General features: G+C 32.7%; 19 protein-coding genes and 9 tRNA genes. 12 read left to right on the top strand and 16 right to left on the bottom strand.

Annotated features, from left to right (window positions below):
• Positions 1 to 33: 33 nt before the first annotated feature.
• The 12 genes from rpmG to DNK47_RS00435 all read right to left on the bottom strand — a co-directional run bounded on the left by rpmG (position 34) and on the right by DNK47_RS00435 (position 2,742).
• Positions 34 to 198, bottom strand: a complete 165-nt coding sequence (gene rpmG, locus DNK47_RS00490; RefSeq protein ID WP_099197283.1) for a 50S ribosomal protein L33 — start codon at positions 196 to 198, stop codon at positions 34 to 36.
• Between the two features lie 59 nt (positions 199 to 257).
• Positions 258 to 333 (bottom strand) — tRNA-Phe (locus DNK47_RS00485).
• 17 nt (positions 334 to 350) lie between these two features.
• Positions 351 to 427 (bottom strand) — tRNA-Asp (locus tag DNK47_RS00480).
• Positions 428 to 431: 4 nt separating this feature from the next.
• Positions 432 to 509: transfer RNA gene (locus tag DNK47_RS00475), tRNA-Met, on the bottom strand.
• A gap of 84 nt (positions 510 to 593) precedes the next feature.
• A tRNA-Ser gene (locus DNK47_RS00470) sits at positions 594 to 685 on the bottom strand.
• Between the two features lie 6 nt (positions 686 to 691).
• Positions 692 to 768: transfer RNA gene (locus DNK47_RS00465), tRNA-Met, on the bottom strand.
• A 7-nt stretch (positions 769 to 775) separates the two neighbouring features.
• Positions 776 to 853, bottom strand: a tRNA-Pro gene (locus DNK47_RS00460).
• A gap of 6 nt (positions 854 to 859) precedes the next feature.
• Positions 860 to 935 (bottom strand) — tRNA-Arg (locus tag DNK47_RS00455).
• Positions 936 to 939: 4 nt separating this feature from the next.
• Positions 940 to 1,015, bottom strand: a tRNA-Cys gene (locus DNK47_RS00450).
• Positions 1,016 to 1,044: 29 nt separating this feature from the next.
• Complete coding sequence (locus tag DNK47_RS00445; RefSeq protein ID WP_112664980.1) at positions 1,045 to 1,362, bottom strand: hypothetical protein; 318 nt, start codon at positions 1,360 to 1,362, stop codon at positions 1,045 to 1,047.
• The gene (locus DNK47_RS00440) at positions 1,355 to 2,311 is read right to left on the bottom strand and encodes a deoxyribonuclease IV (protein WP_309250881.1); all 957 of its coding nucleotides are present in this window, start codon (positions 2,309 to 2,311) and stop codon (positions 1,355 to 1,357) included. The genes DNK47_RS00445 and DNK47_RS00440 overlap by 8 nt, the downstream gene beginning before the upstream one ends.
• 23 nt (positions 2,312 to 2,334) lie before the next feature.
• Positions 2,335 to 2,742, bottom strand: coding sequence for a hypothetical protein (locus DNK47_RS00435; protein ID WP_112664978.1), 408 nt, complete (start codon positions 2,740 to 2,742; stop codon positions 2,335 to 2,337).
• Between the two features lie 57 nt (positions 2,743 to 2,799).
• Between DNK47_RS00435 and DNK47_RS03370 the strand changes: the two genes are divergently transcribed.
• The 3 genes from DNK47_RS03370 to DNK47_RS00425 all read left to right on the top strand — a co-directional run bounded on the left by DNK47_RS03370 (position 2,800) and on the right by DNK47_RS00425 (position 5,518).
• Positions 2,800 to 2,988, top strand: coding sequence for a hypothetical protein (locus tag DNK47_RS03370; protein ID WP_146737501.1), 189 nt, complete (start codon positions 2,800 to 2,802; stop codon positions 2,986 to 2,988).
• Between the two features lie 79 nt (positions 2,989 to 3,067).
• Positions 3,068 to 5,092: a cysteine peptidase family C39 domain-containing protein gene (locus DNK47_RS00430; protein WP_112664977.1), complete on the top strand. Its 2,025-nt coding sequence runs from the start codon at positions 3,068 to 3,070 to the stop codon at positions 5,090 to 5,092.
• A gap of 3 nt (positions 5,093 to 5,095) precedes the next feature.
• Positions 5,096 to 5,518: a hypothetical protein gene (locus DNK47_RS00425; RefSeq protein WP_112664976.1), complete on the top strand. Its 423-nt coding sequence runs from the start codon at positions 5,096 to 5,098 to the stop codon at positions 5,516 to 5,518.
• Positions 5,519 to 5,545: 27 nt separating this feature from the next.
• Here DNK47_RS00425 and DNK47_RS00420 read toward each other — a convergent pair.
• From DNK47_RS00420 to DNK47_RS00405, 4 genes are all read right to left on the bottom strand, one after another.
• Positions 5,546 to 5,637, bottom strand: a tRNA-Ser gene (locus DNK47_RS00420).
• Positions 5,638 to 5,688: 51 nt separating this feature from the next.
• The gene (locus tag DNK47_RS00415; RefSeq protein WP_112664975.1) at positions 5,689 to 6,087 is read right to left on the bottom strand and encodes a hypothetical protein; all 399 of its coding nucleotides are present in this window, start codon (positions 6,085 to 6,087) and stop codon (positions 5,689 to 5,691) included.
• Between the two features lie 3 nt (positions 6,088 to 6,090).
• The gene (locus DNK47_RS00410) at positions 6,091 to 6,489 is read right to left on the bottom strand and encodes a PQ-loop repeat-containing protein (RefSeq protein ID WP_181454130.1); all 399 of its coding nucleotides are present in this window, start codon (positions 6,487 to 6,489) and stop codon (positions 6,091 to 6,093) included.
• Between the two features lie 108 nt (positions 6,490 to 6,597).
• Positions 6,598 to 7,050: a hypothetical protein gene (locus DNK47_RS00405; RefSeq protein WP_258393875.1), complete on the bottom strand. Its 453-nt coding sequence runs from the start codon at positions 7,048 to 7,050 to the stop codon at positions 6,598 to 6,600.
• Positions 7,051 to 7,169: 119 nt separating this feature from the next.
• Here DNK47_RS00405 and DNK47_RS00400 point away from each other — a divergent pair, with 119 nt between their 5' ends.
• From DNK47_RS00400 to DNK47_RS00360, 9 genes are all read left to right on the top strand, one after another.
• Positions 7,170 to 8,984 (top strand): PTS transporter subunit EIIC, encoded by a 1,815-nt coding sequence (locus DNK47_RS00400; RefSeq protein ID WP_112664973.1) that lies wholly within the window; start codon positions 7,170 to 7,172, stop codon positions 8,982 to 8,984.
• Positions 8,984 to 9,970, top strand: coding sequence for an HD domain-containing protein (locus DNK47_RS00395; protein WP_112664972.1), 987 nt, complete (start codon positions 8,984 to 8,986; stop codon positions 9,968 to 9,970). The genes DNK47_RS00400 and DNK47_RS00395 overlap by 1 nt, the downstream gene beginning before the upstream one ends.
• 74 nt (positions 9,971 to 10,044) lie before the next feature.
• A complete protein-coding gene (locus DNK47_RS00390; RefSeq protein ID WP_258393874.1) occupies positions 10,045 to 10,965 on the top strand; it encodes a restriction endonuclease subunit S in 921 nt (306 codons plus the stop codon).
• A 56-nt stretch (positions 10,966 to 11,021) separates the two neighbouring features.
• Entirely contained in the window at positions 11,022 to 11,210 is a 189-nt protein-coding gene (locus DNK47_RS00385; RefSeq protein ID WP_112664970.1) for a hypothetical protein, read from the top strand.
• Positions 11,211 to 11,275: 65 nt separating this feature from the next.
• Positions 11,276 to 12,001, top strand: a complete 726-nt coding sequence (locus DNK47_RS00380; RefSeq protein WP_112664969.1) for a hypothetical protein — start codon at positions 11,276 to 11,278, stop codon at positions 11,999 to 12,001.
• Positions 12,002 to 12,178: 177 nt separating this feature from the next.
• The gene (locus DNK47_RS00375; RefSeq protein WP_112664968.1) at positions 12,179 to 12,805 is read left to right on the top strand and encodes a restriction endonuclease PLD domain-containing protein; all 627 of its coding nucleotides are present in this window, start codon (positions 12,179 to 12,181) and stop codon (positions 12,803 to 12,805) included.
• Positions 12,806 to 12,810: 5 nt separating this feature from the next.
• Complete coding sequence (locus tag DNK47_RS00370; RefSeq protein WP_112664967.1) at positions 12,811 to 13,377, top strand: NgoFVII family restriction endonuclease; 567 nt, start codon at positions 12,811 to 12,813, stop codon at positions 13,375 to 13,377.
• A 268-nt stretch (positions 13,378 to 13,645) separates the two neighbouring features.
• Entirely contained in the window at positions 13,646 to 14,278 is a 633-nt protein-coding gene (locus DNK47_RS00365; protein ID WP_112664966.1) for a restriction endonuclease PLD domain-containing protein, read from the top strand.
• Positions 14,279 to 14,280: 2 nt separating this feature from the next.
• The gene (locus DNK47_RS00360) at positions 14,281 to 14,850 is read left to right on the top strand and encodes a restriction endonuclease PLD domain-containing protein (protein WP_112664965.1); all 570 of its coding nucleotides are present in this window, start codon (positions 14,281 to 14,283) and stop codon (positions 14,848 to 14,850) included.
• Positions 14,851 to 14,861 lie beyond the last annotated feature (11 nt).

Genomic DNA, 14,861 nt, shown 5'->3' with positions numbered 1-14,861 from the left:
TAAATTACTTTTACTTACCCTTAATTTAGTTAATTAGTCTACTTTATGTTCTATATGTTTAGAGTGTTTTCTACATTTCTTACAGAATTTATTTAGCTCTAATTTTTTATTAACCACAGTCTTATCTATCTTCTTTTGACTTAAGTAGTATCTAAATTTACATTCAGAGCACTGGAATAGGATAGCTATTCTAGGCATAATGAAAACTTAAGTTAAGAAATTAATTAATTTAAAGAATACTAAATGTTTTTTTATTATGGTGGCTTCGGGCAGAATCGAACTGCCGACACACGGTGCTTCAGACCGTTGCTCTACCGACTGAGCTACGAAGCCTACCCAAAATCCATATATGGCGGGCCTTACGGGATTCAAACCCGCGATCTCCACAGTGACAGTGTGGTATGTTAGGTCTCTACACTAAAAGCCCCTATTGGTAGCGGGGGTAGGATTTGAACCTACGACCTTCAGATTATGAGCCTGACGAGCTAACCAAACTGCTCTACCCCGCGATATTACAGAAAAAAATACTCTCTAAAGAGGAAGGAATTCCCCTTAATGAGAGACTTCACTCATAGGTGATATTAACAAATAAATGGCGGAAGCTAAGGGATTCGAACCCCTGCGCACCTATTAGATGCCTCTCAGTTTTCAAGACTGACCCCTTCGTCCACTTGGGTAAGCTTCCTATAAATGGTAGCAGGAGCGGGGCTCGAACCCGCGACCTATCGGATATGAACCGATCCCTCTAACCAACTGAGATATCCTGCCAAACTACTGGTCGGGACAACAGGATTCAAACCTGCGACCTCTTGGTCCCAAACCAAGCACTCTAATCAAACTGAGCTATGTCCCGAACTTCTGGCCTCCTAAATAAGAGTCGAACTTATAACCTCTAGCACCGCAAGCTAGTGCTCTGTCCATTGAGCTATTAGGAGCTTTTGGAGGTGTCTATCAGATTCGAACTGATGCATATGGAGGTTGCAGCTCCATGCCTTACCAACTTGGCTAAGACACCCTATTTTTATACTATAAAAACTTTATATATTAGAAATTAGGATTTTCTTCCTCAGTCTTTGTCTCAAAAACCTCTAGTTCGTTAGATAAAGCTTTGTCAAGCTTTTCTAACTTTTTATTAACTTTATTGAGTTTTTCTTGTAACTTTTGTTTTTTAGCTTCTGTTTTCTTTAAATATAAACCTAATTTTCGATCTAGGTTTTTTATTTTGCAATCTAATTTAGTGCGTTTCTTGACGAACTTAACATGTCTTTGCTCTCTTTGTCTATGAAGTCACTCTAAATAAGACTTACAGAATCTAGAGATAAAGTTTTTTAGTTTAGTTCAATAGGTTTTAAAGTTACTCATTAGTTGAAGTTAGAAAACGATTATAGATAGGTTGGTGTTCTGGATTTGGAATAGGTTTTCAGGCTCTATTCCTAATTAATTGAATCTCTCATTTATAGGGAGAGACTAAGGTTTTCTTTTCACCAACTTTTTTAATTCAGAAAGGCGTTTCTACTATTATGGGAAGAGTTGAAAAGAATTCATCATAAGCTCACTTCATTAAAGTATCAAAACCTATATGACCATAATTAAGGTTTGCATGTCTATCTTTTCTAGATCCTCTGGGATTCATTGAATCTCCTAGATGTATAGTCTTAATTCTGTCTAGTCCTATTAAAGAGTCAAAGTGTTTTTTAAATCCTTCTACATCAGAGAGGTCGTAGCCGCTGTCATGTAGATGAACTGTATCTAAACACACAGCTAATCTAGGGTGATTTTCACATCCTTCAATGATTTCTTTAAGTTCTTCTAAACTGCTTCCTAATTGATTCTTTTTGCCTGCCATTGTCTCTAAAGCGAATCAATAGTCTAAATGTTCTGTGGTTTTTAATATTCTCTTTAGATTACTAATAATTTGTTGTATTCCAGCCTGTCTATCTTTGGAGAGTTGCTCAGGATCTTTGGGCTTTGAGTAAAAGAAACCAGGATGAACAACAAAGATCTTTATTCCCATTTGAACGGTTCTCTGAATCTCATTAACCACTAAAGAATGGATGAAGCCATCTTCATCTTTTTTTGCTAGGTTAAAGATATAAGGAGCATGGACTACACAATTTTGGAAGTTTATATTGGCTTTTTGAGCCTCTTTTAAAGCTTCTGATAGAAATAGTTGATCAATTGGGACTCTTCGTTGATTTTGGGGAGGGCCAGTAAAAATCATGAAGCAATCGGCACCATTGTATATTGACTCTTGTACTGCTCCTAAGAGATAGTTATTAGATTTGTTTAGGGAGATGTGTGATCCTAGAATTAATTGTTTTTGTGAATCAATAATTAGTTAGTTTCTATAGTCTTTTTTAGCTCTAAGGCTCCTAGTGTTAGACAAGTTCTTCTGCTTAAAGCTAATTTAAATTTTTCAAATATCTTTAGACTCTCAGTTAAGAATTCAGGGTTAAAGTTTTCTCCTTGAATCATCTTTAAAAAGTTATCGATTATTTGAATACTTTCTGTTTTGCTCTTATTCTCAATAGCTAAGCAAAGAGCATTAACAGAGGCTTTAAGTAAGATACATCCTTGCATCTCTAATTGAATATTTGTAATAAAAGGATTAGAGCTTAAGAGAACTTGAATGTTGTCTTGACAACCTAACTCTTGACTTGGTTTGACTAAGATTCCTCTCTTTTGCTCTTTGGAATAGAATCTAGTAACTTCAGAGAGAGAGTAAACAATATCTTGATACATTAGGCTTAATTGCTTGGCTTAAAGCCAAGCTTAGAGCTAGCCTAACTTAAGCTTCCTTTGTGTCCTGAACAGTCTTTGCAACAACTTCCACAAGATTCTTCTTCAGCGCAAAAATCTGAACAACAACTGGAAGTAGTTGAGCAACAATGATGGTGATGAGAGTGGCAACAAGAAGACATACAGCAACAAGAACCACAACAGTGATGACACATATGTTTACAGCAACAAGACATAGATTTACCTTAATTATATATAAACTTCTTAAGTGTATATTTATTTCTTTATTAGTTTTTGTCTTAATTAATGAATTGGCGAGGCCTACTATATGAAGATTTACTACCAAGAAAGTGAACATGAATGTGGTGTTTCCGTTACAAGATCATTAATTAATCACTTTCTAGGCAGAGAAGTAAGTAGATCAGAGATATTCGATCAACTAAATATCACTGAAAGAGGTATCTCTATCTTTGAATTAGAAACCATTAATAGAAAGTATGGAATACATTTAGAGGCTTACAAGCTATCTATTAAAGAGTTACAGGCAAATCCTTTACAAGGATTTTTTGTAATGCTCTTATATAGAAATAATGCTGAGCACTTTGTAATAGCTAAGAAAACACAAAGCACTTGTGTGTTATATGACTCTGAACTAGGTAGATTCAGAGTTGACTATCAACAATTAGCTTCTATATTCTCTGGGAAGATACTACTAATAGAGAAGATTGATTCTTCTGGTAAGTCCAGAATATTAGTTAACTATTCCCAGAAAGAAATCTCTATTCTTAAGCCTTCTAGATTATTGAGAAATATATCTCTAGAGCTAACAGTTTTTTTCTTACTAATTATTAGTTTTGTTACTAACAAATTGGTATTTGAGGATGTGATACAGAGCCAATACTTACAAAATATTGCCCCCATTATCTTTATTGCCATTCTAGTTATCTTTATCTGAGCTCTAGTAGAGTATCTGAAGTCTATTTATTACTTCAAAGATAAGCAATGATACTGTAAAGAGCTATACAGTATCTTGCTGAATAGATTAGAGAGAAAAAAGAACTATTTCTGATCTAAGTTATCTAAGAATCAATATCTAATGATTCAAGAGTATATAGAGACAATGTCTCTCTTCTACAGTGAATTACTGAGCACAATGATCTCTAGTGTTATGATTGCTTCTCTCATAATCTTCTATCTGATCTATCTGCAATCTTGATTCTTAACCCTAATTATTGTTTTGATATTTACTAAGACAGTTAATTTCTATATCCTTCATAAGCTAGATAATTCAGGAGTAGGAAAGTTACTCAAACATAAGGTCAATATTCAGAAATTAATTTTCAAACTAAATCAATTTCTGAAATATGAATGAGATTTCAGCAAGTTCTCTTTTCTAAATAGTTCACTAAGTACTGAAATAACTGAGTGACAGTTAACTGATAAAAACTTTCAGTTAAAAAAGACTTTGTTCCTAAAACTGAATTTTTTTATGACACAATTGATAAATTGCTCAATTTACTTTATAGGGGCATATCTATGTTTTTCAAGAAGTATTTCTATTTCTCATTTGATCCTTGCTGGAATTGCCTATATGCAACTAAGCTCTGCTTTAGACAAATTAATACTTAATGGCTTGAATTGAGCTAAATATAAAAACTCAGTGAATCACTTTAAACATCTGTTGTTTAATGACAACTTACCAATAACAATGAGTGAAGCTTATATTTTTCCTTTGGAGCCTAGATTAATTGAGATCAAAGGATTGAGTTATCACAATGGAGAAAAAACAATATTTCATAACTTAAATTTGTCCATCTATCCTAGTAGTTTTATCTCTGGGCCTTCTGGAATAGGCAAGAGTACTCTATACAAGTTAATTTCTGCTAAGTTACCTGATGCAGTTAATTCCATCTTTATTAATGGAACTAGACTATCTAGTCTTTGAATGAGTTCTCTTAATAAATTAGTTATCTATCAAAACTCTAAATCAGAAGCTCTAGAACTTGACTGATTGAAACTGAAGCAATCTTTAAGTGAAGAAAGGCTTAAGACTGTTTTGACTTTAGCTAAGCAAATAGGAATTTATGACTATCAAAAACTAAAAACTAAAGAACTTAGTGATGGACAAAGACAGTTTGTTAATTTTCTTTATCTATGTACTCTTTCTAGAAAGATCTTGTTATTAGACGAAACAACTTCTCATATTAACTCTGCTATTAGAGAGATTGTATTTAAGAAATTATTTCCATTAATTTTTGAAAAGAACTTTGTAATTTGTTCTGAACATGATCTCAATCTAAGCCAATTCTTTATTAACCATATTGACTTAAGACAAATATCTTTGATCTCTTAAAGTATGTTTCTTAAGGAAATCTTTTCTGTGATAGCTTTTAGCTTTGTAACTCTAGTATTCTCTGGTTTTGCAATAAAAGTTGATAAGTTTGATTATGCTCATTTGACTAATGATAAATTAATTATTCCTATAGAAAACTGAAAGAAAAGAAAGTTGAAAGACAATGACATTTTTAAATATTTTGAAGATGGAAAGGCGAAATCAGCGAGTATCAAAAAACACTTAGATTTTAAAGATCCTAAAGGTATCGAATATACAACAATTTGACTAAATTTAGGTAATAATCAGGAATCTGTAGTTGGAGGTGGGGGAGAAATAGCTACAATTTTTTCCCATTCAAAACCCGACCAACCTAAGGAACACAGCCCAAAAATGATTAAGTATTTTGTAGAAACTAAATCTTTTTGAGCAAACTTCTTCTGTTAAAGATAATTAATTGGTTAATTAATAAACTGGCGGAAACTAAGAGATTCGAACTCTTGCGCAGCAAATAAGCCACCTAACATCTTAGCAGGATGCCCCCTTAACCACTTGGGTAAGTCTCCTCTAATAAATACTTTTAATTAATTTCTTTGTTTTTCTAAAGTAACTAAAAACTAACTATTGGTTTGCAATTTTAAAGATGGTGCAATCACTTTATCATAATGTTCAGCTTCAGTCATTCCCGCTTTTTTGGCTGCATCAATATTTGCAAGCTTAACTCGCAATGTATAGAAATTCACATAGAAAAGAATCAAATTAATTGCAGTCAATACTGCATCAATGCAACCATAACTTACATCACTTCAATCACACATCCCCCAAATGCAAGCAAATCCTAAAAAGAAACAAGCAAAAAGCTGACCAATCATGAACTTTTTATCAAGAAAAACAGTATTTTTAGTATCCTTCACCCCTTTATATTGTGTAAAAGAAATAAGACTTAGGATGAAAGCTCCCAAGCCAATAAGAACTAAAGCGGGAGTTTTTCCGTTTTCATTAAGAAAAACAATCATTATTTAAGCATTTTCTACCCGTGTATCTATACTAGTGTCAAGAACAATTGATTTTTGATCTTTATTGTTTCTTTCCATTCTTTTATTCTTAAACCAAAGGAACACGGTATATGCATTAACTGACATAACGAAAAAGTTCAGATATACAAATCATCATCCTTTAAAATACCCCGGTTTTCATTCTGGTGATTTACAAATTCCTGCAATAGACCCTGCGGTCATCAAAATACCTACAAGAAGAAATAATGCAAAAAGTTTGATTGGTAGACCTTTAGTATCTTTGGTTTTGTAAGTTTTATAAAATCCCGGCCAAAAAGCTGAAGTTATAGCCCCAGCACCGATAACAACAAAAACAGCCGCTAAACAACCATGTCAGTTTCAGTCATCTAAAAAAAATAACAAAACTCTTAAGACTTAAACAGGTCCAGACCTAAGTCTTGTCTAGAGCCTTTTCTAACTAAAAAACGACCTTAATTTTAGTAATTAACTAAAAACTAATTCATAAATTCTTTAAGTATTAATGCCATTTGTTTGTGTATTCATTGCAGGAATCAATAAAACATCAGATATTTGTTTCATCTGAGAAATATTGCAATAAAAGAATTCATAGTCAAATAAATCTAGAAACTTATCTGAGTACTTATTAAGACAACAGTAATAATTAGCTCTAGAGAAAATAAAACTATTCTTATTACTTACTCTATTGTTGTAACAACTTTCTAAGAACTTCTTCTCATGCTCTCCCAAAAAAGCTAAAGCTGTTTGTATTTCACTAAGATATAGTTCTCAGGCTTGAACTAACTCTCTAGAAAAGAAAGACTTATAACTTAACCTGTGATGAAATATATTGGCTCTATAAAAAGCTAAAAAGGTATGTTCTACTTGTCTTTTATTCTTCCTTATCTTGCATACTTTGTCAGTGTTTAAAAATAACTGTTCTGCCCTTTCAATACAATCCTTCAAATCTAGTTTTTCTAAAACTATTTAAAGAAAAAGTTTAATTGTTTCAATACACTAATAGGAACTAACTATCCAAAAGGAAGAAAAATACCTTTCTTTTCTTCCTAAATTAGTATGTATCTGTGTCTAAGCTCAACTTTGGAAAACTCAATAGTAGTAATCTAAAACTTAAGCTTTCAGGCATTTCGGGAGCTTTCATGCTCCCAATTGCCTCCATGGCTATTACTAGCTTATTCCTATCAATAGGAGGAATAGTTAATAAAGATGGTAATGGAAATATTCCATCTCAAATTGGAAGGGCAATACAGGCCATTGCTTTTCCATTACTACAAGCATTTCCTTTACTCATATGTATTTCTTTTGCTTTAGCCTTCACTAAGAAACACGAGGGAATAGCTATTTGGTGTGCTTTACTAGGATTCTTAACCTTTACCTACTTTAACTCAGCTTTCATTACTAACTGTAAGAATAACAAATCTACTTGTCAGTGTGGTACATCAAATGGAGTGTGTGGTTGTCTACTACCTTGCTGTACTGAAAAAAATGGTGAGTTACAAATCTTATGGAAAGGGGCAGGAAGAGACCAAGCCTCCCATTTAATACATAGATTCTTTGGAGTTACTACCTTAAATTGCTCTATCTTTGCTCCAATGATTATTGGAGGGTTAATAATCCCTTATCTATTCAAGAATTGTTCAGAGATAAAACTACCAGCATGTTTAGCTTATTTCTCAGGTAAAAGATTACTTCCATTACTAACTACTCTTGCAGTAATACCTGTAGCTTTACTATTCCTAGTCTTCTATCCCTGAATAGGAATAGGCTTATCCCATGCAGGTAACTTTATTGCTAAAGGAAAAGGGGCTGATGCCTTCTTCTTTGGTTTTCTTGAAAAACTCTTAATTCCCACAGGTTTTCATCACTTATTTGCCTCTCTATTTTGATACACGCCTTTAGGGGGAGATATCCTGCAAAATGGTGGAGAACTATGTAAAAAATGTTGTACAGGTGGTTGTAATGGAGGAACTACCTGCTGTTGTTGTTTAGGGGGAGGAACTCTTAACTCTCTTCAATGACAAGGAGATGCTTTAATGGGTGCTTCCGCATTAGCTCTTCCTAGTTGTACAAAGATATTTGAACGCTGCAATGGAAATAATGGTAACTCCATTCACATAGGTAGATTTACACAAGGTAAATTCCCAATCATGCAGTTTGCCTTACCTGCAGCTGCATTAGCTATCTATCTCTCTTCTAAAAAGGGAGGAGAAAAGAGAAAAGAGCTTTCTAAGACTCTATTCCCAGGAATGATGAATTCTGTAGTACTAGGTATTACTGAACCTATAGAGTTCAGCTTTATGTACTCTATGCCTAGACTCTTCTATTGATTCCACACAACTATGTGTGGAGTTTCTTTCTTGGCTATGCGATTAGCTAATGCTCATATTCCTACAGCATTCTCTGGAGGGATTATTGAGCTAATAATCAATGGAGTAATACCTGTACAGAAAGGTACAACCTTCTATTGATGAGCTGTGGTTGGTGCTGGACTAGCAGTAGTCTACTTTGCAGTATTCTTCTACCTATTCAGACAAAAGCATTTAAAAGAAGAATTACAACTTAACACCAATATGGAAGTAGATAGTTCTGCTGAAACAGTTTCTGCAGAAGACAGTGAATTACCTCCACAAATTGCTTCCTATAAAAGAGGTCTAGGGGGTTGAGATAATGTAACTAACTACAAGAACTGTGCCTCTAGACTCAGATACGACATCAAAGATAAATCTAAAGTGATAGAATCAGAACTTAAGAAGGCTGGAGTGATAGCCATTAAATGAGTAAGTGACAATCACGTTCAGTTGATTGTAGGTCCTAAAGCTGAAGAGATTAACACAACTCTCTTAAGTTACGCTAATTCAAAAGAGACAGTAACTATTTAATGAAACTAATCTATATCAGTAGTTATTCCCTAGCCTATCCAGAAGTATTTAAGACCCTGTTTGAACACTTTCAAATAGACTCTATTGACTTCTACAAAAAAGGATTAAGTCCCAATGTTACTGATAAGAAACTAGTTTTTTTCGAGCAACAAGTAGAGTTGAATGTAAAGCTATCTAACCCTTCGACATCTATTAACTTCTTTGAAATTCCTAAAGGACAAGACCTAGTAGATCCTGAAAAATGTAGAGACTATGTTCAATCCCTAATAAATAGCAAATACAGCTCTCTACCTAAAGAAACTACCTTCTTAATTGAAACCTTAGCTATAAACCACATCAAGTGAAAGTTAGAAACTCTTTCTAACTCTTATACCTTCCTTCTCTTCACTAACAAACATAAAAAGAGCTTAGACCTTTCTCTAGGGGGTCAAAACTGAAAGAGAATACATATGGCTTCCCCTGAACCAGAGAAGTCTTGAATGGATGCTCTAAAAAGAGCCAGAAAAGAAGAATCTGAAGATAGATTTGAACACACCTTAAGAGTCTTAGATTTTGCAAATCAAATAGCTATATGATGTGCTCTAGATGACTTAACTAAATCAAAGCTATTACTGAGCTGTGCCTATCATGACTTTGCGAAGAATTGATCTACAACCAAACTCCTAAACTATGCAACCAAGATCTACTCTAAACCTAAAAAGGAATTAGAATCAGAGCTATGAAGCCTTCATGGCCCTGTAGCTAAATACTATCTAGAAAAAACATTTAAGTTAGACTCAGATGTATTGGAGGCAATAGAGTATCACACTAAGCCTATTGCAAGCCTAAATAAGATAGGACAATTACTAGTTATTTCAGACAAACTAGAACCGCATAAAAAAGAGAGTTACTCCCCTCAACAATATGAAACTATGATCAATCAAATAAAACAAGGAAAGATACAAGAAGTCTTTAAGTACATTCTGGAAAACCCTACTAAAAGCTAGTTTCTCTTAATCTTTAGTATCAATAACAGACTCTTTCTTTCAAAAACATACAAACCTTTATTCCTTAGATAAATGTGAGTAAATTAGGAGACTACATAGAAAGAGTCAAAGAAGTAATTCCTTATGACAAAAACATTCCAGTTAAAGGTTTAAGTGTAGATAAATGTTTTACAGAAACTCACATAACTAATTTAGATAGGATTAAGGTTCCTTTTCAATTAGTAAAAAGAGGGCAATTTTGTTACAAACCTTCTACAGCGCGAAATGGAGATAAACTCTCCCTCGCTTTTAACAGTGAATTAGACAAAATTCAAATTTCTACCACTTATGTAGTCTTTCAAATAAATAATCCACAGATAAATCACTTTTATCTTGATTTCTTCTTCAAAAAGACACTTACAGACAAAATTGTTAGATATTCTGCTACAGGAGGAGTTAGAGAAGAGCTTAGTTGAAAAAATTTTGGAGAATTACCTATCTCCATTCCCCCTTTAAATAAACAAGAAAGAATAGTCAAGAAATATCAAACAGTAACTAGATATATAGAGCTAAAGAGAAGAATTAATGAATTATTTGAGAAACAAATGACTGCTTATTTCCATATATTGTTTGATAACTTAAGTGATTACACAATTAAGAATTTTGGAGAGTTATTCACCATTATTAGAGGAGGCCGGCCCCCTCGAGGAAACCTAGAACAAGAAAAGAAATATTTCTGCAAAGAGAGAGGAATTCCTTGATTACAAGTAAGAGATATTTCTAAGAAAGGGTTTAAGTTTGTAGATAAAACAGAAGAGTCATTAACTAAAGAGGGGTTCAGAAGAGCCAATTGTCATGTGGTATCTCCCAAAGATCTGATCTTTATACATAATGCCAGTAGCTCTCAATTAGGAAAGATTTATGTGAATTCTTCAGAATTAACTATGAATACTAATTTTTGAGGAATTTCTAATAATCTAGCTCGCAGGGGGGGCATCAAGATAATCTCCCCATAACTTTTATTTATTTTTTGATTAGGGAAAACATTTGACAATTAAAAAGACTGATTAATATGTCCACAGCCAAAATAGCTTTTGATTTAAATAGATTTTTATCTTTTAAAGTTAAGCTCCCTCCCCAATCTTTAATTGACAAATTCAATAGTTTCTGTGAACCTATTTTTGAGTTGCAAAAAAGTAATGAACAGATAATTAAGAGGCTTTTGAGAATGCAAAAATGTTGAGTTGAGAGTTTAGATTAAAAGTCTTTTCTAATATTTCTGTAATTTGATTTCTGTAAATTTAAAGAAAAGCAGGTTTTTAACTTTTGAAAACTTATCTTAAGGCTATTCTTGCTGTTACTGGAGGGGTAGTTGGAGTAGGTGGAGGAACAACTGTCGCTGTAACTCTTCGACAAACAGGCCAGCAAAGTACCTTAGTTGGGGGGGGCGATACAATCCTTGCTAGTGTAAATTCAAGCGATAACGTAACACAAGAAGTTGCACCTATAGTTACTTCAGAAGGTGTTACAGCTAGTCCTACTGATCCGGAACAAACTGATCAAATTTCTGAGCCAGATCAAACTGTTCGGGCGAAAGATGAAGCTGAGCCATTAGCTCCTGCATTACCAGTTAAAGAGAAAGAAAACTGCAGTATTGTTAACTCTAAAAACTTGAATGATGTTTTTTACAACTTGATAAACAACAAGTCTTATTTTCTGGTTTCTTGCTCAGGAACTAATAAAGATTCTGTTGATGAATGATCAAATAATTGAGCAGGATTATTCCCTAGTGAATTATTTTCAAGCGGAAATGCAGTAACAAAATTTAAGATGACAACAGAAACAACGGGTTCAAGTGACAACGGTACAGTGAGTTTTTCTAGTGACGCGCTCTCCCCTTCTTCAATAACAGGTAAAAGAGGTGATATATGGCAAGCTGAAGCTAACAGTAAAACTTTCTTGGTAAAAACAGTTAATTTAGAAACACCTTCAACAGGAAATATTTTCCTTATTTTTAACGAAGATATTGGATTTCTAAGACAAAGTAGTTAGTTTTTAGTTTCAAACCCAAGTTAATTAAGTTTTCCAATAACCAGAGTTTCTTTAATAATTAGTAGATAGTTTCAAAGAAAAGTTATTCCTTTTTAAGACTTTTATTAATTAGTTAATTAGAACTTCAAACTTATTATCTTTGAATTTCAATATGTCAAGCTGAAACACCTGAAATTAATGAAAGAAAAATTACTATATTCCAGTACTTGACCCTTATTGTTTGATGAAGAGGATAAAACCATTGAGTCTTGTTTTATAAAAGAACTGAAAAAATCAGATCGTTTAGAAATTGCTGTAGGATTTTTCTCCCATAATGCTCTGGAAGAATTAGATAGGTTAGTTATTCAACAAAATATTAAGAATATTTCTTTAATTTTGGGAATGCACTACTTTATTGGATTCCCAAATAATAACCTTCTTGAATTAGCACTAAGAATTAATGAAAAATGACAAAGATCTGGCATAGGAGAAATAAGAATAACTTATGCTTTTAGGTACCACGGAAAGTTATACTGTTTTCTCAAAAATAATGAAATTCACTCAGCAATATTAGGCTCTCCTAACTTAAGTTTTCTCCCACTTAAAACTTCATCCTTGCAAAAATGCAAACAGTGTGAAATATCACTTCTATTAAAAAATTCTGAGACTCTAAAAGAAATTAGAAATCATATGAATGCGTTGAAAGCTGACAGTTTCTCAAAAAACATAACTTCTTTTATGAAAAATAATGTTTTTTTAACTTTTGAAACGGATCAACAAAAACTTAAAAGACATCTAAAATCAAACTCACAAATATTCAATTAAACAAGATGTGATTAAATTTCGGAGAATATCAAGAAGTAAAAAACTCAAAAGTATTAAAAACCATCATTTTGACTTTAGATGCTCCAACCGAGGAAGAAGTTATGAATGCAGAAAATTTCGATTATTTATCTAAATATCCTTTAAACGCCTGTTACAGCAAACCATTAGTAGATAAAAAAACTGGAAAAAAACAGAGTTGATATGAAGTGCAGTTCACAGTAGATGTTCCATATGATCTGCCTTCAATAAAAGATTGGTTCTACTTGGTAACAGATGAGGGATACGTTCATAAGGCTTGTTTTTCGGGCAAGAGAGTTAAGAGATTAAGCACTTTTAAAGACAGAGAAGCTATAGGAGCCTGAATTAAAAGTATATTTGTTGAATGACAGGTACTTATTAAGTTTCATTATGTTTACCAAGATTGCCAAAGAATGGGAATAGTTACTAAAGAAGCATTAGAGTATTATGGTAATAACAAGGTATTTATTAAAAAAACTGACAAGGTTATGGTAGATAGCAAAGGAGTTAAGAGGGACGTATGATTTATTTCTTTCCCTAACAAAATCGATTAATTAAAAAAAATTAGACATATTTAAAGTTTTTTAAAACAAAGTCTAAGAATAATCTCGACAAAAATGATGAATCTCGCGTTGCATATTACTACTTCTGTAAATGTAGAGGTTGAGAAGGAACAAAAAGTTTAGGAGGAAGAATAATTTTGATGAAACTACAAGAATTTATATAGACCTATTTTCTTATTCCTTTTTCGAGTCTAGTCTCAATTAATTAAATGGGGGAACTACAAAAAATCAAAAAGTACTGAACTTAAAAACCTAATCAATGCAAGATGATGAGTTGCTGTGTTCTAGTATCTGGCCTTTGTTGACCGAAGAAAATGACAAAACTATTAAAGATTGTTTTAAGGAAGAAATAAAGAAATCGGATCAATTAGAAATTGCTGTAGGATTTGCTTCTTGTAAATCTTTACTTGAATTAGATAAATTAATAACTCAACAAAATATAAAAAATGTCTCTCTAATTCTAGGAATGTATTTTCTTAATGGATTTCCGGAAGAGCTTCTTCAATTGGTTATGGAAATTAATGAAAAATGACAAAAACAAGGAATAGGTGAGATAAGAGTAGTTTTTGCCTTTAAAAATCACGTGAAGTTGTATTGTTTTCTTAAAAATGGCGAAGTTCGTTCAGCTATAATTGGCTCTCCTAATTTAAGTTTTCTAACAGATCAAGAAACAATTTGACCAAAATGAAGACAATATGAAATGGCGTACTTAACACATAATCCAAAAATATTAAAAAAAACTAAAAAACACATAGACTCCTTGAAGTCAGAAGATGTTTCGAACAATATAGCTTATTTAGTTAAAAACCAATTACTTATTGTCAAGAAAGTTAATAAAACAGAGCCTGAAAAGTTTTTTAAAATCAGTGGGAAAAATACTTTTAAGAAGTAAAAATGTTTACTCTCGAAGACTTAGAAAAATCAGAAGCACTACAAACAATTGTGATACCTTTAATTGTTCCTACTCAAGCAGAAGTTACTATTTGTAGAAATTTAGATTGATCAAGATATGACTTAAATGCTTGCTATGGTAAGCCATGAATAGATGCAAGAGGAAAAGAGCAAAGTTGATATGATGTACAGTTAACCGTTAATTCTGCAGATTATTTACCTTCAAGAAAGGAATGATTCTATATGGTAACAGATAATGGATATATCTTTAAGGCTTGTTTTACTGGAAAAAAAATTAAAAAATTAAACACCTTCGAGAATAAGAGAATAATAGGTGAATGAATTAAGAGCCTATTGGTTGAATGGGAGGCGCTTGATGAATTTCAATTTGTTCACCAAGATCGAGGGGGAATAGGAATAGTTACTAAAGAAGCATTAGAGTTTTATGGCGGGGACACAATATTCATTAAGAAGACTAGTAAGACTAAAAAGGATAAAAAGGGGATTGAAAGAGACGTATGATTTATTTCCTTCCCTCATAAAAATTATTTAGAAGAGTGCGGTATTCAATAATTTATTATCAA

It is taken from the genome of Mycoplasma wenyonii (assembly GCF_003265155.1).
Lineage (GTDB): Bacteria > Bacillota_I > Bacilli_A > Mycoplasmatales > Mycoplasmoidaceae > Eperythrozoon_A > Eperythrozoon_A wenyonii_C.
The sequence above is the reverse complement of the archived record's forward strand: the minus strand, read 5'-3'. Positions and strand labels throughout refer to the sequence as shown.